The organism is Gimesia panareensis (assembly GCF_007748155.1).
In the GTDB taxonomy this organism is placed as follows: domain Bacteria; phylum Planctomycetota; class Planctomycetia; order Planctomycetales; family Planctomycetaceae; genus Gimesia; species Gimesia panareensis.
Genome location: NZ_CP037421.1, coordinates 3,170,404 through 3,191,491, shown reverse-complemented (window position 1 = coordinate 3,191,491; position 21,088 = coordinate 3,170,404). Strand labels below are relative to the sequence as shown.

Here is a 21,088-nt window from a genome sequence, read left to right as displayed (position 1 = left end):
CCGGGTGAGGAAATGGATTTGCTGCCCCTCGATCATCCCCGTCTCAAGAAGAATAACTTCGATCTGCTGAGATTGCTGCTGGCGCTGACGGTCTGCCTGGTTCATGCAACCGAACTCTCCGGCTTTGAAGCGTTGCGCAGTGTCACGGGGTTTTTGTCATCGAGGATTGCAGTTCAGGCGTTTTTCGTCGTGAGCGGATTTCTGATTGTGATGAGTTACGAACGCTCGTCCTCGCTCCTCTCGTACACCAGCAAACGCATCCGGCGGATTTATCCCGCTTATTTCACGGTGGTCCTGCTCTCCGCACTCGGGCTGGCCCTGGTCAGCACTCAACCGCTGCCGGAGTATTTTTCCCTGAGCTGGGTGAAGTACCTGCTGGCGAACCTGACGTTTCTGAATTTTATCCAGTCGACGCTGCCGGGCGTGTTTGAAGCGAATCGGTTGCCGGCAGTCAACGGTGCGCTCTGGACACTGAAAGTGGAAGTGATGTTCTACGTCTCGGTGCCGCTGCTCGTATTTTGCCTGAGACGCGCGCCGCGGTTGCCACTGCTGCTGCTGGTCTATGCCCTTTCAGTCGGCTATGCCACATTTCTGCTCGGAGCCGCTGCGCAGACGGGGAATGCCTTTTATGAACAGCTGGCCCGCCAGCTGCCTGGGCAGCTCTGCTTTTTCGTCGCTGGAGCCGGGCTGTTTTATTATCTGCCGCTGTTTGAACGCCGTGTGAAACTGTTCGTTACCCTGGCCGCCCTTGTGCTGCTGATCGACCACTGGACTCCCCTGCCCTGGCTGCAACCGATGGCACTGGCGGTGATCGTCCTGTTTTTCGGACTCTTTCTCTACGCGGGGAACTTCGGCAAGTACGGCGATTTTTCGTACGGCGTCTATATCCTGCACTTCCCACTGATCCAGCTGCTGCTGAATGCAGGCTGGTCGGCAGAACATCCCTGGTTGTTCCTGGCGACCGCAGTCAGCCTGACGTTTTTCGGTGCGGTTCTGATGTGGAACCTGGTCGAAAAACGCTTCCTGCTCCGGAGCAGTCACTACGTCAGTTCGGTCGAGACCAGCCAGAAAGCATCTCCCGTCAAGCAACCCGCCCGGATCTGAACTGAGTTACTTCGTGGTCAGATCAAAGTTGATGGAATTTCCGCCCGCTTTGACTTCCGCTGTCAGTTCAGACTGATCGTTGTATTTGGGAGGCACCAGCTGTTTGCCGGCGTCTTCCGGATTATCAGTGAGCTTGAGAATCATCACCTTATGGGCGCCCAGTGAAGCCCCTGAGACGTCTTCGTTGTATTCCAGGGTATAGGAACCATCCTGTTGCGTGGTGGCGCTGGATGCCCGGCGGCGGGCATTGTCTGTTGCTTCCTGTGGTTCAAAAATGACCTTGGCATTCATGAGAGGTGCACCATCAATGGTGACGACACCGTTGACATCAGCCAGTTCCGGCACCGGTTCCCCGCTGCCACCGGTGCAACCGCAGAGGCCGAAGAGAAACGAAAAGAGGATGAAGTTTTTGAGAGAGCACAAGGCAGAATTCATGAATCTGATCCCGTCAGTGTGAGTTTGATTGTGAAAATCGAGTCGCGAGCGCCACAGAAGAAAGGAATACAAACCGCGGTGAAGCGAGTTCACCGCGGTCTGTATTTTAAGATCGTACTAAGCAGGTGCGTCAGGATCGGCTTAGAATTCCGGCAGGATTTCTCCCCCGCCGACGGAGACCAGTGCCTGGACGACTCCTACGCGGTCCACGTTTTCACTCAGGAAGCGAACGGCCCCATCTGCCATCATGATGTGCGCACCGCCGACATGAAAACTGCCGGCGCCCCAGGCATACTGTTTTCCACCGCTGTAGTTGTGGTTGATGGTGTAATTCGTTACCCCGGGAAGAATAAAGAACGTGTGCGCGGCTGTGTTCCAGTAGGGACCATAGCTGGTTGATGTCTTAATCAGCTGTGTTTCACAGAAGATCATCGTGTTACTGGTACCATCTTTGATATCCCGGAACTTGGCAGAGCCATTCCGTCCCAGAGTTCCTTTCAGTGTACTCGAATTCTTTTTCCAGCTTCCCATGGAACCGCCATAGGCATAAGACACGACGCCATAACTGGTTCTCCAGCCGGGTTGAGCACTGTAGGTACTCGATGTCACGGTTTGTGATGGTGCGCCGGGATCCGAGGGACAGAGGAAGACGGGGATGGGCGCTGTCGCGACCGAGAACTGATTTCCTGTAGCGGTGCCCGTACATCCGGTGGAATGTTTGGCGGGGCCACTGGGCAGGCTCCAGTTGTATTTGTTATAGAGGTTTGCCTGATCGATAAACGGCAGAATCATCTGATAACAGGTATGGTTCAGCAGATTTGAACCCGCTCCGTTGACAGAATCGTAGTAATACAAGCCGGCATTGATTGTCGCGGGCGGAAAGACCTTGTGCGTGTCGTGATAGTTGTGGAGTGCCAGGCCCATCTGCTTCAGATTGTTTTTACAGGTGCTGCGGCGGGCGGCTTCGCGCGCCTGCTGGACTGCCGGTAACAGCAGTGCGATTAAAATGGCGATGATGGCAATGACGACCAGAAGTTCGATGAGCGTGAAGCCCCGTTTCGCAGGCTGCGTAAGCATGACTGTGCCTTTCAAAGATAATTGAAGAAACGAAATAGAATTCAGAAGAATTGAAGGGTGTAGTATTTCGTTCAATCAGAGCGCTTGATTCTACGCGAGAATACCAAGGCTTTGTGTATCAATGATGCACATAGCTGATTCCTATTATGTGGCAGGCTATGAAAGGCACAAGACTTTTTGTTAAGAAATGTTATTAATCTCCCGGATCGGCGCCCTGATTTTTAGATGACCCAAAAAAGTGGGAGACTGTTGGTCACCAGATCCGCTTCCCTGCAGGTTTACTGGTCTGTCCGAGGCGTCAGTGCGTCCAGTTTCAGCTGCAGCTTTTCAGCCGTCGGTAACTGGCTGTCGTAATGATAGAGGGCTGTTTCCCAGTCTCCATAGACGGGATTGGGCAGAATCACCCAGCGGCGGCCCCAGTAATTCTGGTATCGCCTGCCCTGTCTGATGCGTTCCTGCGGCGACAGCTTTCCCTGATACACAAAGTCGTTAAAGTCATCTCCCACTAACAGCAGAATCCGATGGCAGCGGGCCACCTGGGCGCGGCGGGAGGATTTGTTCGACGTCCATTCCGGTTTCTCAGCGCGGAGCAGAACCTGTTCGGGGCTGACCTGCCAGCCCAGCATCTGGGACAGATTCGAGACTGTCGCCGCTTCGTGTTTTGCCTCGCGATTGGTGATGAAAAAGATCGCGATCTGATGGGCGCGCAACTGATTGAGAAATTCTTTCGCGCCGGGAACCGCGGTACCCCGCTCCGAGAGGACCCAGGTATTCCAGAGCGACGGGTTCCAGCTGACGTCCTTGCGGACCAGATCGCCCATGAAGACTCCGTTATTGATCACAGTTTCATCCAGATCCAGGATCACGGCGGGAGGCAGCCCGGCGTAACCTGCGGTCTGTTCGACGGCAGCCGTCCAGCAGGGATCGCGTAATGCTTTTCTGACCTGCATCCACGCCAGTCGATATGACTGCGTGCAGGCGACATCGTGTTCGACGGAGGTCTGCATCCAGAGCGTGGCATCCAGCCCCTGGTCGGTGCTGCGTTGCGTGACAGCCGGAGTGGCCGTTTCCTGCGCAAAGAGATTATGGGGGAGTCCACACGCAAAGATCAGCAGACAGACGAATCGCAGCATTGGGGCACCTCATGAGTCAGGGGATCGCAAGTGATATCCGTTCTTATACGAAAATCAATGGCGACGCCGCAACAGGGAACTCAGCGCATGGCTCTCGCGCAGCTTGGCAATGCGTTTCCCGTTCTCATAAATAATATAGGTCGGGAGCCCAATCACGTTTTCCTTACGTGCCAGATCCAGGTTGCGATCGTAATCGAGGACCTTCACAATCAGCCCTTTGGCCCGAAGTTCCGGCAGCAGTTTTCTGCGGTCTTCTTCGCATTTACTGCAGTCGGGACTGGTAAACATCCTGATTTCATAACGACTGGCGAGTTTCTGATCGGAGGCGGAATGTTTCTGCCAGGCCGCGGTGTAGGCGGCTTCCTGATTTTTAAAACCGTAATGGGTCCGGAAGGCGGTGTCCCAGTCGGTCTGGTGCGCAGTCTCCAGAAAGTGGACGAACTCCTGCTTGCCTTCGCGATCGATCAGGTATTCAGCCAGATAGAAACCCTGCGCATACAGGACGGCGATGCCACCCATGTTGTCAGGATAATTCTGCATTTTGAGCAACTTGCGAATGGGGATCTGTCTTTCGGTCCCCACGACTTCCCGGGCCAGTTCACGAATGGGGCGTTTCTCGACTTCGTCTTCCTCGTAGGTCGCGGCACCTTCGTCGGCCCACCTGGGCAGAGGTCGACGGAAATGAGATGCGAAGACCGTGTGCAGCACTTCATGCGGAATCACACTCTCCAGCAGACTCTGTTGCGTCCCCTGCACCTGCATGTCCCAGCCGAAGACCTGGCCCTGGTCGAAGGAAAACGTCGTGGCCCCTCCCCCCGCGTATTCACCGGCATTCACACGGATCGGACAGGGGGCATACCAGTTGGGGATCGAATGTCCCAGCCATTCCCGGGCGTGTTTATCGCGATAGTATTCCGCTGCTTCGCCGATCTGGACCGCCAGCGTCGCATCACGGCAGAAGACCGTGAAGTTTTTCGTGCGATATTCAAACAGACCTGCATCCCCTTCAAACAGCAGCAGGGGCAGTAACAGCAGGAAATATCTCATGTTGCAGTCCGTTGCCGACACGCGGGCGGGGAATGATTTAAGGAAACAGGACAGAAGGACCTTCTGTCTGCGGAGGGATGTGTGGAAACAGGGGGAACCATAAAGAGAAATCGATTTGAGGTATAGATCACTCTGGCCCCGGGATGGGGGAAATGTGCCGGTCTCTGTAAAATTTACAAGAATTTGGTGGTGTTTAAACAAACAGTGTGTTGCGGGCGATATCAACTCGATATGCTTTCAATTCAGAATCCAACTGTTTAGGGAGAACAGACCTGATGCCGAGGCTGATTTATCGACTGTCCGAACTCAATGCGTCCCAGGTCGCGGAAGCGGGGGGCAAAGGAGCGTCGCTGGGAGAGCTGATCCAGGCACACGCCCCGGTTCCGCCCGGTTTCGTGGTCTCCAGCTGTGCGTTCCGGGACTGCTTTTTCCAGGGAGATCTGAAGCAGGCGGTTCTGGATGTCATTCGCCGATTGAATGCGGACCAGCTGGAACTGGCACAGGCCCGCGCTGAGATTCAAGACTGCTTCGAAGGAATTGCGTTCCCGGATGAGATCAAAGCCGCAGTGCAGGAGGCGGCCGCGGAACTGCAGTCCGCACGCGTCTCGGTGCGCTCCAGTGCCACCTGTGAAGACAGTGCCACCAGCGCCTGGGCGGGACAGCTGGAAACCTATCTGGATGTGTCTCCGGGGGAAATTACAGAACGCATCCGGGACTGCTGGCTCTCTCTGTTCAGCGAATCGGCGCTGGCCTATGGCGCGACGCACGGCTACGCTTCTGGTGAGATCGCGGTGGCAGTCGTCGTGCAGCAGATGGTCGACAGCGAAATCTCGGGCATTGGCTTCTCGGTGCACCCGGTCACTCAGGAGCCCGATATTCATTTGATTGAAGCCTGCCTGGGGCTGGGAGAAGCGATCGTTTCCGGGAGGATTGTTCCGGATCAGTTCATCGTGCAGCGCGGCTCCCGGCAGATTCTGGAGTCGATCATCGGTGAGCAGAAAGAGGCGCTCTGGCTGGGGAACGGTACCGCTAAACCGGTCTGGGAGCAACTGGACGGTCGCGGCAGTCAGCCCAAAATCAGCGCAGACCAGGTGACGGAGTTTGCCGGGATCCTGTCCCGTCTGCACGACCACTACGGACACCCCATCGATACGGAATGGGCCATCGAGAACGGACAGTTTCAGATTCTGCAGGCCCGGCCGATCACGACACTCGCCGCGGAATATGATCAGCCGCTGATTGATCCCGGCTTCGAATGGCAGTTCTGTGTGCGGCGGCCGTTTTTCCTGTTGGCGGGCTCCATTCTGCCTTACTGGATGGATGCGAAGCACGCGGACAATACCCTGGGAACGCATTTGAATGAAGCGCTGCTGATTCAGGATGAAACGGGGATGATGAACGTGTTTTATCCGAAGCGGTCTGCAGATGCCTTTCTGGAGCGGATCGGTGATCTGTTTCAGAACGACCGGGAGGAACTGCTCCGCATCTTGCGTTACGGTCTGGGTATTTATGCTCAGGGACCCGCGGTGATCAAGCAGGGTTTGAGCGGATTTGAGAATCTGACCGAACTGGAAGACTTCTTTGCCGATGTCGCACAGCATACGACGGTCTTCCCCGCCTGGGTATTGATTTATATCGAACAGGAAGGAATTGACGACCCGGAAGTTCGCGGGCTGGCGGAGCAGATTCGCTCTCATTCCCTGTATCCGGTTATCGAACGACAGATCCTGGAGCCTCTGGCGATACAGACTGCGGAGCAACTGGGGTTAGCAGAACCGGAACGCGCCTGCGATCTGTTTTTATGGAGCGAACTGAAAGCGGGGACTGTCACCCGGGAACTGCTGGAATCGCGCCTGCAGTCCGTGGAAGCCGGCCAGCGTTACATTTTTCAGGTGAATGCGGGGGCAGAAAGTTTTCAACTGGTTTCGCAGACCGGTTATTTACTAACCCGACTGGCGAAACAGCGTCGGCGTTTGTCTGTCAGCGATACGGGCGAATTGACAGGACAGGTCGCCTGGCCGGGAATCTTCCGCGGCCGGGCCCGGGTGGTGCTCAGCATGGATTCACAAGGGTTTACGGTCAGGGAAGACGAAGTGCTGGTCTCGATTCAGTCCAGTCCCGCCCTGCTCCCCCTGATGCAGTCCTGCGGCGCGATCGTCACCGATGACGGCGGCATCGCCTGCCATGCAGCGATCCTGGCCCGCGAACTCAAAAAGCCAACTCTGATCGGCACCGGCAAGGCCACGAAAACGATCCGTGACGGCGACCTGATCGAGATCGACACTTACGCCCAGGTGGTACGGATCCTGGAACAGGCAGAATAAAAACAGCACTTCTGTTCCCTGGAATCAGCCCCGATGGCTCAATCAATCGTGGTTGACACATGTCTCCTCTGGCTGCACAATGGCATTCGCCGGGTTCTGTTTGATTTGATCTTGCCGGAAGAATAATGTCATGCCTCGAGGAAAGTCGGAAGAGATGAAAAATACTGCAGTTGAAGGGCTCTCATTTGTTGTCGTTTGTTTGATCATGTTGAGTGGTTGTCGCGAAGAACCACTCAGCGGCCCGACAGCGATATCGACTCCCCACTCATTTCAATCAGAGGAAGAAGCGTTTGAGCACTATCTGAAAGCTGCTGAAGGCGGGCATGCCAAGGCGCAATACATTATTGCTTACAGGTATTACACTGGTGATGGCGTCGAGCAGGATTACAAACAGGCGCTGAAGTGGTTTCGCAAAGCTGCCGAACAGGGAGTCGCTGCCGCACAATACAACCTGGGAGCCATGTATGCGAATGGAGAGGGCGTTGAACAGGATCAAAAACAAGCCCTGGAGTGGTTTCGCAAAGCCGCTGAACAGGGTGATGCTGAGGCACAAATTAATTTAGCATACATGTATGACGGTGGAGTGGGGACTGAGCAGGATCGGCTTCAAGCGGTAAAGTGGTTCCGCAAAGCTGCCGAACAGGGAAATGCTGAGGCACAAACCAACCTGGGAACCATGTATGCTTCTGGTGAAGGTGTTAAGCAGGATAATCAGCAGGCGTTGGAATGGTTTCACAAAGCTGTGGAACAGGGAAACGCTGATGCCCAATTCAGCCTGGGGCTCATGTATTTTAATGGTAACGGCGTTAAGCAGGACCCAGAGCAGGCAGTAAAGTGGTTCCGTAAAGCTGCTGAACAGGGAGATGCTGATTCCCAATATAATTTAGGTGTCATGTATGAAGATGGCGAGGGGATCGAGCAAAGCCACAAGCAGGCGCTGGAGTGGTTTCGTAAAGCGGCCCGACAGGGGCACGAAATCGCCATACAAACTTTGAATGACTTTGGAGAATCTCTCTAGAGCGATCAACTTCAGCAAAGCAGATGGAGCCGTCGCTACTCTGTGGGATTGATGGGTATGCGTGCCCCGTTTTCGTGATGAGATGAAATTTGATCATCGTCAGCTAGCGAATGATATGACAATCAGGGCGTGCCTTTTGTAATTCACGGACGCCTGCTTCGGTAACATTTGTGTTCTTCAAGTGAAGTTGCGTCAGCCACTGCATTCCTGTCAGGTAAATCAATCCCGCGTCAGTAATCTTCGTCCCATCAAGCCGTAAATCGCCGATCCTCTTGAGCCCTGCCAGTTCCTTCAATCCCTGATCTGTGATCTCGCACTGGGCGAGTGAAAGAATGTAAATATCCGAATGTTCAACGATCTGCGGTATCCCGGCATCTGTGACTTGAGTCCTGGTCAGATCGAGAACTGACAGAAACCTGATTCCAGACAAGCGATTTAAACCAGAGTCTGTGATCGGAGTATCAGCAAGTTTCAAATACATTAATTGCTTTTCGACTGCTTTCAGATGTTCTAATCCAGCTTCAGTTATCCTGGTACTGGAGATATCCAGACTATCCAAATGAGGGATTTCTGTAATTGTCTTCAACCCCGAATCGGTAATACTGGTGCGTGCAAGGTAGAGACATTGTAGAGAATCCATTTCTTTGAGGGATTCAATCCCAGCATCTGAAATGGCTGTGTCCTCAAGTTGAAGTGCTTGCAGGCTGGGAAGCCCGGTTATTTTCTGTATGCCTGCATCAGTAATTTCAGTTTTTCCCAGAAACAGGGTTTGTAGAGAATTAAGCTCTTTGAGGTGATCAAGTCCCGCATCAGAGATTTTTGTGTCATCAAGTTCAAGTGTTTGTAACCTTATTAGTCCTGCCAGACTTTTCAGTCCCTCATCTGTGATCTCGGTGTGTGTCAGGGAAAGAGTTTTCAGTGTGTTCATCCCTTCGAGATACTGCATGCCGTTATCAGTGATCTTGTTGTAGTCAAGAATCAGAAGATCCAGTTCTTTTAGATGTTTGAGCTGCATCAAACCTCGATCAGTGATTTTAGTATTTCGTAAATTCAGAGATGTTAATAGAGGCCAGCTTTTGAGATTCTTTAAACCTGAATCGGTGACCTTCGTGTCAACAAGAAACAATGCTTCGAGCCTGGAATTATGCTGTAAGTAATTCAGGCCAGAATCTGTGATCTGAGTATCAGCCAGATCTAGCAAGCCGAGCTGGGGCAATTTTTCGAGATGCTGTAACCCCTTGTCCGTGATCTTAGTATCACCAAGATATAACGCATATAATTCAGGAAAATGCACGAGTTCTTCTAATATGAAATCGTCCGCTTTCGTTCTATATAACTTGATTGTGACGACTGGTCTTTCAGCACCTGTTTTGTCAGAGGTTGAATTGATTTCTTCTGAAAAGTAAACTTTCCCGCCAAGTTTTTCGATTTGATCGATGGCAGCTTCACGTGGGGTTTGTTGACATCCTAGAAGTGAAAGCAGGCTGAGCATGAGAAGCAGGTTTTTCATTGAGATGTTCTTGCTTTCAATCAGTTTTATGAATTTGGATGAATCATATACGGATAGGTTATCCGTTTCTGATATCGCTACCCGGAACGCAGAAAATCCCTGCATTGAGTGAAGAATAGTCTGGCTCGATTATAGTATATGTGCAGTCGCTTCGTCCAAAGTCGATGTCAGACGACAAAGCGAAACGGAGAATTGAGACGGCTCCATGCAGACGGGAAAACAAAAAAGCGACCTGCAGCATCTGCTGCAAATCGCTTAAAAGAATGGGGATGACAGGACTTGAACCTGCACGCCTTGCGGCACTAGATCCTAAATCTAGCGTGTCTGCCAATTCCACCACATCCCCGGGGGAATTCTGATTCTGCTGGAATACTAACGACTTCCGGGACCTGATACAAATCGTCCGACTGAAAAAAGTGGGACTTTACAGGCCTTTCAAGCGGATTGACCCGATTTTTGCCTCAAAATGGAACCGGAAAGAGAGGTCTACTCCGTCGAACTGTCCGATTCGGACTGCTCCTGCTCTTCCTGTTCCAGCTTGGAAATCTCGTCCCGCAGCGAAGCCGCCACTTCGTAGTTTTCTTCCGCAATCGCTGCGGTCAATTCCCGGCGGAGTTTAATCAGGTTGTACTGCTGCTGGCTGGAAGTCGGTGCCCGCTTGGGAAATTTGCCAATGTGCACGCACTCGCCGTGAATGTTTTCCAGCAGCTGGATCAGCGGTTCGCGAAAGGCAATATAGTCATGCGGACAGCCCAGCCGCCCTTCACTGCGGAATTCTTGAAACGTGATCCCGCAATTGGGGCATTCCAGTTCTTCGTCCAGCTGGATTTCCTGGGAATTGAGTTCGATCAACGTAGCGTCATCCTGCGGTTCCCATTCTTCCTGGGATGTCTGTCCGCTGATGTATTCCTGGAAATGCTCTTCACAGAAATGCAGCGCCTGGGCTTCTCCATTCTGAATTTCGGTCAGGTGATACACTGCCGGCTTATTACAGACTTTACATTTTTTCATGATCGATGCTTCATTGCGTGCCGTGGAGAGGGGGAAACTGTTTTAGACGGCGTCCCAGCGCGTCTGATTTTATTCTATACGAACACGTGGCAGGGCTCAATCGCGATTCTGAGTTTGCCTCAATCCGAGTGATCCGCGGGGGACTCGCCGATGGCGATGATGCTGCAGGCCTGAATCACATTCAGCCCGAGTGCCCGGGCCCGCTCCAGCAGATCGGGACTTTCGCTGCCCGGATTGAACCAGACCTCCCTGGCCCCGTGTTGGTGGATTTCCTCCAGCAACTGGAGGCCCACTTCCGGAGGCACGTAGACACTGATCCGATCCAGGTTCTGTACGGGAACCTCGCTCAGACTAGGGTAGGCGGTCAGGCCTTCAATCTCGCTGGCACTGGGGTGGACGGGATAAACGTCGTACCCCTGGCTCAGATGCGCGCGGACCGACTTGTTGCCGTATTTCTGTCGGTCCGTGCTCGCACCAATAATTGCGACGGTCGGCTTGCTCATCAGGAATCCTGTTTCTTCAGCGAGGCAACAAACTGGTCATAGCGTTTCTGAATCTCCACCTGGGAGGGTGTCTTACCTTCACTGACAATCACGCGGTAATTCATCTTAAGCGGATGCCCTTCATCGATTTTCGTATCAAAGAAGGCCCCGAAACGACCGTAGGGTCGCTCTGAATAGCGGGACGGTTTCGGCACACTCGGATCTTCCATGTATTCCACGTTGTAATGCTTGCCGTCCATCTCATATGACATTTCAAACCAGCCCAGGTTCACATGCTTGTTGGGATCGGTTCTGTCAGAAACCTGAAAAGGAGCCGGCTGCTGGGGAAACCCTTCCGGACGAATGTAAACGGCATTGTTGGCTTCTGCGACCGGCTGGGCGGCTCGATACTGGAAGCCGGCATGCTGGCGATCGCCGTCGAGGGTGATCTCGCCTCGCTTGCTCTCAAGCGTGGTCTGCCAGTCGATCTGCCAGGCTGGTGCGTCGGAGTTGGCAACCTCCAGCGGAGTCACGGTGACCTTGCGGGTTTCGACGATCACCGGCTTCCCGTCTTTATCTTCCCAGTGAATGACAGCGGTCATGGTTCCCGTTTTGGGACCGCCTTTCATCTCCAGGAATTTTTCATGACGCAGGTGCGCGCCGTTTTTGCAGTGCCAGAAGTCGAGCGATTTGCCTTCGAAGCCGGTTTTGTTCCAGCCCACATATAAGCCGCGATGATGCGTGTATTTCCCGCCCGGACCTTTGGTGATCACCTTCCCGCTCTGGGGGCCATACACGTGATGAAAGACTTTGTACGTGTCGTGAAATTTTTCCGGCGTCGAATTGTCGAACGGATAGACGTACTGCAGCACGGGCTGGCCGTTGAAATACAGGTCCGCAGTCTTCTGTTTTGGATGGTCTTTCCAGGTGAAGCCCTGTTTTTCAGCGGCAGTGGCCGTCACTTGCGTGAAGAGCAGCAGTAACAGACAACAGGCAAGCGGGGAGGTCAAGCGTTTCATATTGATTTCCAGTCTGGTCAGGAACAAAGTGGAATCGGAATTCTGTTTAACATCAGTGTAAAAAAAATCCCGCGTTCCGGGTAGGGAACGCGGGAGAAGAGAATTCAAACCGGAAGCTTAGCCGGCGTTGTTGGGATCATTTTTCGGCGGTTTGCCGTCGATCCAGGGACCGGCCAGAGCCATGTAGCTGGGCTCTTCCAGCACACTGCCTTTGTCGCCGGCTTTCCAGCCGGGAATGTGCTTGGGTTTCTGCCGTGCTTTGGACATGGCTTCCCATTTCTTGGACCAGCTGCCGTCTCCATCGGAAATCGTTCCCGATTCTCCGTCGAAGTGGTAAACTTTACCATGGCGATAGCTGTTGGAGCCCATGTTGACCACCGCGATGGCAGCCGCACCCAGATCGGGCGGGTTGTTACACTTGCTCTGATCGTTGGCCTCCATCGCTTCAATCCAGTTCTTGAAGTGAGTGTAGGTCGTGTCTTTGATCTGAGCGACATCAATCCGCTGCTGCTTCAGAGAGCTGTCGCGGGTGACCTGGGGCCGCTCGGGGATGAAATCGTAACCATCAAAACCTTCGCCGTTACCGAAGACGAACGAACCGTTATGACCGCGGATGATCTGTTTGATCCGGGTTTCCTGGTTACACATGGTGGCGTTGACCAGCCCCTGCACGCCTTCGTTGAAGTCGGCAGCAACGGTAGCGACATCGGGAACGTCTCGACCATCGTATTCCAGATACAGACCCCCTGCACCGACAACGCGACCGGGGTAACGGAGTCCGGTGGCTTTCAACATGGCTGTGGTCCGGTGCACGAACAGGTCCGTAAACATCCCGGAGCCGAACGGCCAGAAGCGACGCCACTGGGCATAGACAGCACGGTCAAACGGCTGATACTCGGCCAGGCCTTCTTTCACACCCAGCCAGAGATTCCAGTCGATGTTGGTGGGATTCATTTCTTTTTTCAACGCGTAGTAGCGCCATTGTCCCATGGACGAGTTCCGGAAGTATTCCGTCTGGAACTGCAGCACTTTACCGAGCTGACCGTCCTGCAGACGGGCGCGGACATCGTCCCAGACAGGCAGACTGGTGGACTGCACACCGACCTGCATGATCTTGCCGGTCTTCTTCCAGGTTTCGACGACTGCCAGCGCTTCTTCGACCTTTTTCGTCATTGGCTTTTCGCAGTAGACGTTCAGGCCGGCGTTCATGGCATCGATGGTCTGCTTGGCGTGCCAGTGGTCGGGAGTTCCGATCGAAACGGCGTCCAGTTTTTCTTTCTCGATCATGTCGCGGTAATCGGTGTACTTGGCAACATCGTTACCCAACTCTTTTTTGATGTAGTCAGCAGTCCGGTCGCGGTGTTCGGAGTAGACATCAGCGACAGCGACCAGTTCGATGTTCTTACCATCTTTTTTCAGCTGGACCAGTTTTTTGACATGAGCACCAAAACCCCGCCCACCAGGGCCGATAAATCCAATGCGAATGGCTTCGTTACTGTTCCCGGCTCCCAATGCGGGGGCACTGGCCAGTCCGGCGATCGCACTGGCGGCGACGGCGGTCGTTCCTGAGGTTTTCAGGAAATCTCTGCGATTGATAGGGCTTTGATCCATTTCGTTATCTCCGGTTATTTAATAAAGTGAATCTGATACTGAATGGCATCATCAGAGTTTTTGAGATACCAAAAGCTTGCTAGAGCGTGCCGCATTTAACCATAGCGTTTCTCAATCAAACATACGCGGTCCAAATGGCCCTGGAGACGCGATCGTAAAACTGGACACAGTCTAGATAGACAGACAGGTGAGCACCCTCCTGATGCAGACCGGGGAGGGCGAGGAAATCACCTTTTCCTACGCGTAATAGTAGCAATATTTGGGATCAGATGGTACTTATCGCTCTACATTTTCTGAATTCGTGCCGATTCAAGGGGTACTCCAGACGATCTGTCCCGATCGCAGTGAATTTCTAAATAAAGACAAAATATTATTGGGTTCAGTGGTGTTAATACGAGGAACAGAAGGATTTGATGCCTGCCGGGGGGGAATGATCTCGATCGGGAACTTTGACGGCGTTCATCGCGGGCATCAGAAGATGATTCAGACGCTGGTTCAGCACGCCCGTGACAGGCAGTTACCGGCGATGGTCTTCACATTTGATCCCCATCCCATCCACCTGCTCCGCCCCGAATATGCGCCCCCCGAACTGATGGGGATCGAGGACCGCGCCGCGATTCTGGAACAACTGGGCGTCGACTGTGTGATCGCCTGGCCCACCAGTCATGATCTGCTCGAACTGAGTCCGCAGGAATTTTTTCAGCAGATTCTCTGCGATCAGCTCAATGCCCAGGGACTGGTCGAGGGGCCGAACTTCTATTTCGGGAAAGACCGCGCCGGGGATGTGAATTTGCTGCAGACCCTCTGTGAGCAGGCCGGCATGTTTTTCAAAGTCGTCGAACCGAGCATGTGCGAGGCGCGGATGATTTCCTCTTCGGAAATCCGCAAGGCGATTCAGGCAGGTGAAGTCGATCAGGCGGCCGAAATGCTGGGACGGCTGTATCAGATCAGAGGCACGGTCAGTCATGGAGAGGCCCGCGGACGCGGACTCGGCTTCCCCACAGCGAATCTGAAAGGAGTGCAGACGCTGCTTCCCGGAGAAGGCGTCTACAGCGGATTTGCCGTCGTCGGTGGGAAACGCTATCCCGCTGCCATTAACCTGGGAGGCAACCCGACCTTTCAGAACAGTGAGGCGAAAGTCGAAGTGCATCTGATCGGTTTTTCCGGTGAAATCTACGATCAGGATCTGCAGGTGGAGTTTCTGCAGAAACTGAGAGACATCCAGACCTTTGCGGATGTCGAGACCCTGAAGTCACAACTGGCGATTGATATCGAATCAGCAAAAAAGCAGGCCACTCAATGGAAGGGGCTGGAATAATCTTCTATGATGTTCAGATGCTAAGCTGGAATCCGTTCCAGGAATTCGCAGGAACCACAAGATCAGGAAACATGCATGAGCAATATTGACTGGAGCCCCCTTTGTGAACTGATCGGCGCGCATCAGAAGGTGCTCCTCTCCTGTCATGTACGTCCTGACGCGGATGCGCTTGGCTCTGAACTGGCCCTGGCCGGTTTCCTGAAACAACTCGGTAAAGATGTCCGCATCATCAATCCCTCCGTGCAACCGAAGGGCATGGACTTCCTGGTCGGTGATCACGAGGTGCGCCATGTCGGCGATGGCGTGACTACTGAAGATTTTGACTGGGCGGAGATCCATATCATTCTGGATACGAGTGCCTGGTCGCAGCTGCCGGGGCTGGCCAACTTTTATCGCAAAACGAAATCCAGAAAAGTCATCATCGACCATCACGTCAGCTCCGATTCACTGGGGGCAGAAGAATTCAAAGATGTCACTTCTCCCGCGACCGGTTGCCTGATTTTCGACCTGGGACGCGCCCTGAACTGCGAACTGACACCGGAAATCGCGACGTTCCTGTATGCAGCCATCGCCACCGATACCGGCTGGTTCCGCTTTCCCTCGACGACCTCTTACACCATGCAGATCATCAGCGAACTGATCCGGGCCGGTGCAGAACCGCATCAGATCTATGAAAACCTGTATGAACAGAACACCCTCCCGCAGTTAAAGCTGATGGGGCGTGTGCTGGGGCAGGTGCAGACCGATTTCGACGGACTGCTGGCCTACACTATTGTGACCTGTGAAGACTTCAGTGCCACCGGGACGACCCCCGTGGATACCGAAGGGCTCGTTAATTACTGTCTGACCCTGGCCGGGACGCAGGCGGCCTTCATCGCCGTCGAACAGCGGAGTCGGCAGGTGAAGGTCAGTTTCCGCTGCCGGACCGACTGGGATGTCTCCAAAATTGCCGAATCTTTTGGTGGTGGGGGACACCGGCAGGCCTCCGGGGCGATGTTGAACGGGCCCCTCTCCTCTGCCGTCACGAAGGTCCTCGGCAAATTTCGCGAGATGTTCGAAACGAGCGAAAAAACAGACCATTGATTTTCTGAAAGAGAATCGATGATCCGGAAGCTGCTTTGATTGCTCTTGCTTCCTGCCTGCTATAGCATTGATAATGATATTTTTATCTGTCTACGCTCCTTTACCATATAAGTTCCCGAGGATCATTGATGCGCTTTCACGATCTACGTCGCTACTGCCCCGCTTTTCTCGCCTGTACCCTGCTCTGCGGTTTTCACTCATCCCTTTCCGCAGATGATTTCAAAATCGAAAACACACAGGATCCCAAGGATGTCGCCCGCTCGCCGGAGCAGACGGTGAAAAACATGACCGTCCCGGAAGGCTTTAAGGTCGACCTGTTTGCCAGTGAGCCGGATGTGCACCAACCGATCGGCTTTGCCATCGATGACCGGGGCCGCCTCTGGGTAGCGGAATGTTTCACCTACGAAGCGCATGGCGTCTATCAGGATCAGTATCAGGACCGGATAGTTATCCTGGAAGATACCGATGGCGACGGCAGCAAGGATCAACGCAAAGTGTTCTGGCAGGGACAGGGACCGCTGACCAGCGTGACCGTCGGATCCAACGGCGTCTGGGCTTTGTGCCGGGGAGAGTTGATTTATATCGAGGATAAAAATCACGATGACGTGCCCGATGGCAAACCGCAGGTACTGCTCGAAGGCTGGAACTATAAAACCGTCCGTCACAATATTGTCAGCGGTCTGACCTGGGGACCGGACGGCTGGCTCTACGGTCGGCACGGCATTACCGACTCGTCGCTGGTCGGAACTCCCGAAACGGAACCGTCCCGAAGAACGATCATCCACTGCGGGATCTGGCGCTATCATCCTAAGCGTAAGATCATCGAAGAGGTCAGTTCCGGAACCACCAATCCCTGGGGCTTTGACTATGATGAATACGGCCAGATGTTTTTTACCAACAACGTCAACGGCCATCTCTGGCACATGATTCCCGGATCGCACTACATCCGCATGACGGGGCACGGCAGCGACCCGAATCCCTACGTCTACGAACTGATGACGAAGTGTGCCGACCACGATCACTGGGACAGTTCTGCCGGAAATTGGACCGATTCGCGTGACACGTCAGGGATTCACGGTCAACTGGGGGGCGGACACAGTCACTGTGGGGGCATGATCTATCTCGGAGATAACTGGCCGGCCAAATATCGGAATTCGATCTTCCTCTGTAACACGCACGGCCACCGGGTGAATAACGATGCCCTGGAGCGGGAAGGTTCGGGTTACAAAGGCACGCATCGTCCTGATTTCCTGTTAACCGGCTCCGACTGGTTTCGTGGTACCGAATTGAAATATGGACCGGATGGGGCCGTCTATCTCACGGACTGGGCCGATCTGGGAGAATGTCATGACCATGACGGCGTGCATCGTACCAGCGGGCGGATTTACAAAATCAGTTATGGCAAACCGGCTTTCCCCGGAAAACTGGATTTGAACAAGCTCTCCAACAGCGAACTGGTCAAGCTGCAGCTGCATCCCAATGACTGGTACGTCCGCCATGCCCGTCGCATTCTGATGGAGCGTGCCGGCGAAACAGAAAACTGGAACCAGGCCAAAGCGGAACTGCTGAAAATTTATGAAACGAACAAGGATGTTTCCCGCCGCCTGCGTGCCATGTGGGCTCTGTACTGTATGAACCAGGTCAATGATGCCTGGCTCACAAAACAGCTGCAGGATCCGAGCGAACATGTGCGGATCTGGGCCATCCGTTACCTGGTCGATGACGACCAGACCCCCGCCCCGGCCGTCAAAGAATTTGCCCGACTGGCACAGCAGGATCAGTCCGGCCTGGTACGACTCTATCTGGCTTCCGCCCTGCAGTCGCTGCCTGCTTCCGATCGCTGGGAGATTGCTGCGGCCCTCGATCAGCACCATCAGGATACCGAAGATCGCAATTTTGCTTTGATGCTCTGGTATGGAATCGAATCGGCTGTGATGGCCGACAGCGATGCGGCACTGAACTACTTGAAACACTCAACCCGTCCCGAGGTGCGTCGACTGGTGGCCCGGCGGCTGACTGAAGACATTGATCAGCATCCCGAATATGTGAAGGGACTGGTCCAGCAGGTGATTGAGACCAAGGACGTCGCAGCCAAACAGGATCTGTTAACCGGGATGCAGGCGGCGCTGGAAGGACGACTGAAAGCACAGACGCCTGAGAACTGGAAGATGCTGAAGCAGCAGGCTGACAAAGTGGATTCGAAGGAACTGCAGGAACTGGTGACCGGATTGTCCGTCGTGTTTGGTGATGGACAGACCATGGATACACTCAAGAAGATCGCCATGGATAAGGATCAGCCGATCAACAGCCGCTACCAGGCGCTCGAATCGCTGTTGAACAATTCTCAGGACAAAGATCTGCTGCCCGTGATTCAGCAGGCTGCCTACCAGACGGAATTGCAGGTGCTGGCATTTCGGGGGCTGGCACGCTTCTACGATCCCAAAACCGTGGAACGCATGCTGGGCCGCTACCGCAACATTAAACACCAGGGGCGTCTGGCTCTGATGGATACGCTCTGCAGTCGTAAGGAATACGTGCTGCTGCTCCTGGCGGCCATCGACAAAAAGCAGGTTCCCCAGGAAGACGTTTCCGCATTTCATGTGCGACAGTTGCGCAACTTCAAAGACAAAGCGGTTGTAGAAAAACTGAATCAGGTCTGGGGGCAGACCCGGGAGACACCCGAGAAGAAGCGGGCCCAGATCGAAGGCTATAAAACCCTGCTCACCGCAGATCGTCTCCAGCACGCCGATCGCGTGAGTGGTCGTGCACTTTACGAGAAGACGTGTGCGAAGTGTCACCGGCTGTTCGGCAACGGGGGCACGATTGGACCGGATCTGACCGGCTCCAATCGGACCAACATGGATTATCTCCTGGAGAACATGGTTGACCCCTCTGCCCTGATTCCCAAAGGCTACGAGATGGTGGTGGTCGCCCTGGAAGATGGTCGGGTGCTGAATGGCAATGTCCTCCGCAAGACCGATCAGCAGATTACCCTGCAGACACAGACAGAGCAGATGGTTCTGGATCGACGTCAGATCGAAGAGATGAGTCAGTCAAAACTGTCTCTGATGCCCGAAGGCCAGCTGGACAAGCTGACCGAACAGCAGATCGCCGATCTGATCGCCTATCTCTCGGGCCATTCTCAAGTGAAATTACCTGAGTCACTCGAGTCAAAATAACGGATCAGCGGTGGTCGTCCCGCTGAGCAGGCACCTGGTTCAGCAAACTGGAATCCTTTCTCGTCTGAGAAGAGGTGCTGTGATGCATTCTGTACCTGTCTGCCGGCGGAGGACGTTTCGTCTGGTCTGTTCCGTTTTGGTAATGAGCCTGGTATCTGCGCTGACCATTCCGGTCGGTGCCACCGACCTGGCAAAACAGTATCCAGCCACGCTCGACTTCTCAAAGCAGAATCGAAGCTACAACTGGCAGACCAGTCCGCAGGACGTCTGGCGGCTGGAGTCATTCGAGTACCAGTTGGGGGATCAGTTTCAGATCAAGCTGGGACCGTCCCAGGTCGTCTTGGGAAAAAATGGCTCGAACGTCCTCTGGGCGGCCGTCTATCCGGATCAACCAGGAGACATCCTCAAAGCCAGTGGCGGTCAGGGTGACCACATCACCAGCGTCTGGCTGCGCTTTCATCCCGCCCGCGTGGGAGAGCTGTTCCCTGCCGACACGGTCGGGAAACAGGGAGACGCAGATCTGATCAAACAGGCCCGCCGACTCGTCAATCACAAACTTCGTTCCAGCTGGCACGCGGGGGCCAGACCGATGGTGCCCTCCCGGGAATCGGTGGTGATCGACTGTGAGACCGCAGAAAGAGAACGGCGGTTTTATGTCATCGATACGACAAAACGGACCGCCCGGTACGTGGATGCCTTTCGCCAGCAGACGCTGTCCGTGCCCCTGACCCTGGAACAGGGACAGGCGGTGCGGATCTTCGATCAGGTCTGGAATGCCTTTGATCGTGAATATGCCCTGTTTGCAGTCAAACCACAGGTCGACTGGCAGCAATTGAAACAGGAGTACCGGCCCCGGGCAGCGAAAGCGAAAACCAATCAGGATCTGGCGGAAACGTTGAATGCGATGCTGTCGGAATTGAAAGATCTGCACATTTATGTCCGCGTGTCCGGCTCGTTTCTGAATGGTTATCAGCGGAAGCGACTGTTTAACGCCAGTCCCGCGACTGCGGTTAACCTGGTTGGGCCGCTGAATCAGATCAAAGGTTTGCGCTGGGGACGGACTCAGGATCAGATCGGGTACATCGCCGTTGATACGCTCTCCATTTCCAGTCTTCCGGACCGGTTTGAGGCGACTTTGAAGCAGATGCAGGGCACCCGAGGTCTGATTCTGGATCTGCGCGCCAACGGAGGCGGTGCAGAACCATTGGCCAGGAAAATGGCAGGTTACTTTGTCGAAGAGCCAACGCTATACGCCATGCATCAGTATCGTAGCGGCCCGAAGCATACCGATCTGGGAACCCCGCAGGAACGAATTTTCGCGCCCGATCCGAACTGGTATTACCAGGGGCCGGTGATCGTGTTGCAGGGAGAACGGACCATGAGTTCCGCTGAAGCGTTTGTGTTGATGCTGGCGGCCTGTCCTCACGTCACCACCATGGGAGACCGGACCGCAGGCTCCAGCGGCAATCCCCGTCAGCTGGATGCGGGAGCGGAAATCATCGTCAACCTGCCCCGCTGGATTCCCCAGGATGCGAACGGGAAATCCTTCGATACCGTCGGCATTCCACCTGACGTACCCGTGAAGGCAGCCCCCGAGGAGTTTACAAAAACCGCCGATCCAGTTCTCTCTGCGGCCCTGAAACGCTTACGAAAGCAGACATCCGATCTTGAGAGCTCAGAGGCGGTTCTCGTTCCCCGCTCAGGAAACAACACGCAACAATAAGCGGTAGAGCGTCT

The 21,088-nt window shown here is 54.2% G+C and carries 16 protein-coding genes and 1 tRNA gene; 7 read left to right on the top strand and 10 right to left on the bottom strand.

Features of this window, described 5'->3' with window-relative positions:
* The first annotated feature begins 12 nt into the window (after window positions 1–12).
* Entirely contained in the window at window positions 13–1,104 is a 1,092-nt protein-coding gene (locus Enr10x_RS12015; protein ID WP_145107520.1) for an acyltransferase family protein, read from the top strand.
* 6 nt (window positions 1,105–1,110) lie between these two features.
* On the opposite strand, the gene Enr10x_RS12010 is transcribed toward Enr10x_RS12015, so the two are convergent.
* The 4 genes from Enr10x_RS12010 to Enr10x_RS11995 all read right to left on the bottom strand — a co-directional run bounded on the left by Enr10x_RS12010 (window position 1,111) and on the right by Enr10x_RS11995 (window position 4,796).
* On the bottom strand, window positions 1,111–1,539 hold the full coding sequence (locus Enr10x_RS12010) for a hypothetical protein (protein WP_145449302.1): 429 nt from the start codon (window positions 1,537–1,539) through the stop codon (window positions 1,111–1,113).
* 141 nt (window positions 1,540–1,680) lie between these two features.
* A complete protein-coding gene (locus Enr10x_RS12005; protein ID WP_145449300.1) occupies window positions 1,681–2,616 on the bottom strand; it encodes a DUF1559 domain-containing protein in 936 nt (311 codons plus the stop codon).
* A 278-nt stretch (window positions 2,617–2,894) separates the two neighbouring features.
* Window positions 2,895–3,749 carry a 5'-nucleotidase, lipoprotein e(P4) family gene (locus Enr10x_RS12000; RefSeq protein WP_145449297.1) on the bottom strand — a complete coding sequence of 285 codons (855 nt, stop codon included), beginning with the start codon at window positions 3,747–3,749 and terminating at the stop codon, window positions 2,895–2,897.
* Between the two features lie 54 nt (window positions 3,750–3,803).
* Window positions 3,804–4,796 (bottom strand): hypothetical protein, encoded by a 993-nt coding sequence (locus Enr10x_RS11995; protein WP_145107530.1) that lies wholly within the window; start codon window positions 4,794–4,796, stop codon window positions 3,804–3,806.
* Window positions 4,797–5,071: 275 nt separating this feature from the next.
* Here Enr10x_RS11995 and Enr10x_RS11990 point away from each other — a divergent pair, with 275 nt between their 5' ends.
* Both Enr10x_RS11990 and Enr10x_RS11985 read left to right on the top strand, forming a co-directional pair.
* On the top strand, window positions 5,072–7,120 hold the full coding sequence (locus Enr10x_RS11990) for a PEP/pyruvate-binding domain-containing protein (RefSeq protein WP_145449295.1): 2,049 nt from the start codon (window positions 5,072–5,074) through the stop codon (window positions 7,118–7,120).
* Window positions 7,121–7,274: 154 nt separating this feature from the next.
* Window positions 7,275–8,138: a tetratricopeptide repeat protein gene (locus tag Enr10x_RS11985; RefSeq protein ID WP_232093345.1), complete on the top strand. Its 864-nt coding sequence runs from the start codon at window positions 7,275–7,277 to the stop codon at window positions 8,136–8,138.
* A gap of 103 nt (window positions 8,139–8,241) precedes the next feature.
* Here Enr10x_RS11985 and Enr10x_RS11980 read toward each other — a convergent pair whose 3' ends face one another.
* The 6 genes from Enr10x_RS11980 to Enr10x_RS11955 form a co-directional block, all read right to left on the bottom strand.
* On the bottom strand, window positions 8,242–9,648 hold the full coding sequence (locus Enr10x_RS11980) for a hypothetical protein (protein ID WP_197997571.1): 1,407 nt from the start codon (window positions 9,646–9,648) through the stop codon (window positions 8,242–8,244).
* Between the two features lie 264 nt (window positions 9,649–9,912).
* Window positions 9,913–9,994 (bottom strand) — tRNA-Leu (locus tag Enr10x_RS11975).
* A 140-nt stretch (window positions 9,995–10,134) separates the two neighbouring features.
* On the bottom strand, window positions 10,135–10,659 hold the full coding sequence (locus Enr10x_RS11970) for a UvrB/UvrC motif-containing protein (protein ID WP_145107536.1): 525 nt from the start codon (window positions 10,657–10,659) through the stop codon (window positions 10,135–10,137).
* 119 nt (window positions 10,660–10,778) lie between these two features.
* Entirely contained in the window at window positions 10,779–11,162 is a 384-nt protein-coding gene (locus tag Enr10x_RS11965; RefSeq protein WP_145449290.1) for a CoA-binding protein, read from the bottom strand.
* A complete protein-coding gene (locus tag Enr10x_RS11960; protein ID WP_145449287.1) occupies window positions 11,162–12,160 on the bottom strand; it encodes a DUF6807 family protein in 999 nt (332 codons plus the stop codon). Before Enr10x_RS11960 ends, Enr10x_RS11965 begins: the two co-directional genes overlap by 1 nt.
* A 117-nt stretch (window positions 12,161–12,277) precedes the next feature.
* Window positions 12,278–13,771 (bottom strand): Gfo/Idh/MocA family oxidoreductase, encoded by a 1,494-nt coding sequence (locus Enr10x_RS11955; protein ID WP_145449285.1) that lies wholly within the window; start codon window positions 13,769–13,771, stop codon window positions 12,278–12,280.
* Between the two features lie 430 nt (window positions 13,772–14,201).
* On the opposite strand from Enr10x_RS11955, the gene Enr10x_RS11950 reads away from it, so the two are divergent.
* The 4 genes from Enr10x_RS11950 to Enr10x_RS11935 all read left to right on the top strand — a co-directional run bounded on the left by Enr10x_RS11950 (window position 14,202) and on the right by Enr10x_RS11935 (window position 21,074).
* On the top strand, window positions 14,202–15,089 hold the full coding sequence (locus Enr10x_RS11950; RefSeq protein ID WP_145107545.1) for a bifunctional riboflavin kinase/FAD synthetase: 888 nt from the start codon (window positions 14,202–14,204) through the stop codon (window positions 15,087–15,089).
* Between the two features lie 75 nt (window positions 15,090–15,164).
* Window positions 15,165–16,172, top strand: a complete 1,008-nt coding sequence (locus Enr10x_RS11945) for a DHH family phosphoesterase (RefSeq protein ID WP_145449282.1) — start codon at window positions 15,165–15,167, stop codon at window positions 16,170–16,172.
* A 128-nt stretch (window positions 16,173–16,300) separates the two neighbouring features.
* Window positions 16,301–19,351, top strand: a complete 3,051-nt coding sequence (locus Enr10x_RS11940) for a PVC-type heme-binding CxxCH protein (protein ID WP_145449280.1) — start codon at window positions 16,301–16,303, stop codon at window positions 19,349–19,351.
* Window positions 19,352–19,433: 82 nt separating this feature from the next.
* A complete protein-coding gene (locus tag Enr10x_RS11935) occupies window positions 19,434–21,074 on the top strand; it encodes a S41 family peptidase (RefSeq protein WP_145449278.1) in 1,641 nt (546 codons plus the stop codon).
* Window positions 21,075–21,088: the final 14 nt, after the last annotated feature.

Excerpts from the sequence above, each read along its gene's own strand:
- Enr10x_RS11940 (WP_145449280.1), top strand. The coding sequence starts at position 16,301 with ATGCGCTTTCACGATCTACGTCGCTACTGCCCCGCTTTTCTCGCCTGT.
- Enr10x_RS11950 (WP_145107545.1), top strand. The coding sequence starts at position 14,202 with ATGATCTCGATCGGGAACTTTGACGGCGTTCATCGCGGGCATCAGAAG.
- Enr10x_RS11990 (WP_145449295.1), top strand. The coding sequence starts at position 5,072 with ATGCCGAGGCTGATTTATCGACTGTCCGAACTCAATGCGTCCCAGGTC.
- Enr10x_RS11945 (WP_145449282.1), top strand. The coding sequence starts at position 15,165 with ATGAGCAATATTGACTGGAGCCCCCTTTGTGAACTGATCGGCGCGCAT.
- Enr10x_RS12005 (WP_145449300.1), bottom strand. The coding sequence starts at position 2,616 with ATGCTTACGCAGCCTGCGAAACGGGGCTTCACGCTCATCGAACTTCTG.
- Enr10x_RS11970 (WP_145107536.1), bottom strand. The coding sequence starts at position 10,659 with ATGAAAAAATGTAAAGTCTGTAATAAGCCGGCAGTGTATCACCTGACC.
- Enr10x_RS11960 (WP_145449287.1), bottom strand. The coding sequence starts at position 12,160 with ATGAAACGCTTGACCTCCCCGCTTGCCTGTTGTCTGTTACTGCTGCTC.
- Enr10x_RS11935 (WP_145449278.1), top strand. The coding sequence starts at position 19,434 with ATGCATTCTGTACCTGTCTGCCGGCGGAGGACGTTTCGTCTGGTCTGT.
- Enr10x_RS11980 (WP_197997571.1), bottom strand. The coding sequence starts at position 9,648 with ATGAAAAACCTGCTTCTCATGCTCAGCCTGCTTTCACTTCTAGGATGT.
- Enr10x_RS12015 (WP_145107520.1), top strand. The coding sequence starts at position 13 with ATGGATTTGCTGCCCCTCGATCATCCCCGTCTCAAGAAGAATAACTTC.
- Enr10x_RS11995 (WP_145107530.1), bottom strand. The coding sequence starts at position 4,796 with ATGAGATATTTCCTGCTGTTACTGCCCCTGCTGCTGTTTGAAGGGGAT.
- Enr10x_RS12010 (WP_145449302.1), bottom strand. The coding sequence starts at position 1,539 with ATGAATTCTGCCTTGTGCTCTCTCAAAAACTTCATCCTCTTTTCGTTT.
- Enr10x_RS11965 (WP_145449290.1), bottom strand. The coding sequence starts at position 11,162 with ATGAGCAAGCCGACCGTCGCAATTATTGGTGCGAGCACGGACCGACAG.
- Enr10x_RS12000 (WP_145449297.1), bottom strand. The coding sequence starts at position 3,749 with ATGCTGCGATTCGTCTGTCTGCTGATCTTTGCGTGTGGACTCCCCCAT.
- Enr10x_RS11985 (WP_232093345.1), top strand. The coding sequence starts at position 7,275 with ATGAAAAATACTGCAGTTGAAGGGCTCTCATTTGTTGTCGTTTGTTTG.
- Enr10x_RS11955 (WP_145449285.1), bottom strand. The coding sequence starts at position 13,771 with ATGGATCAAAGCCCTATCAATCGCAGAGATTTCCTGAAAACCTCAGGA.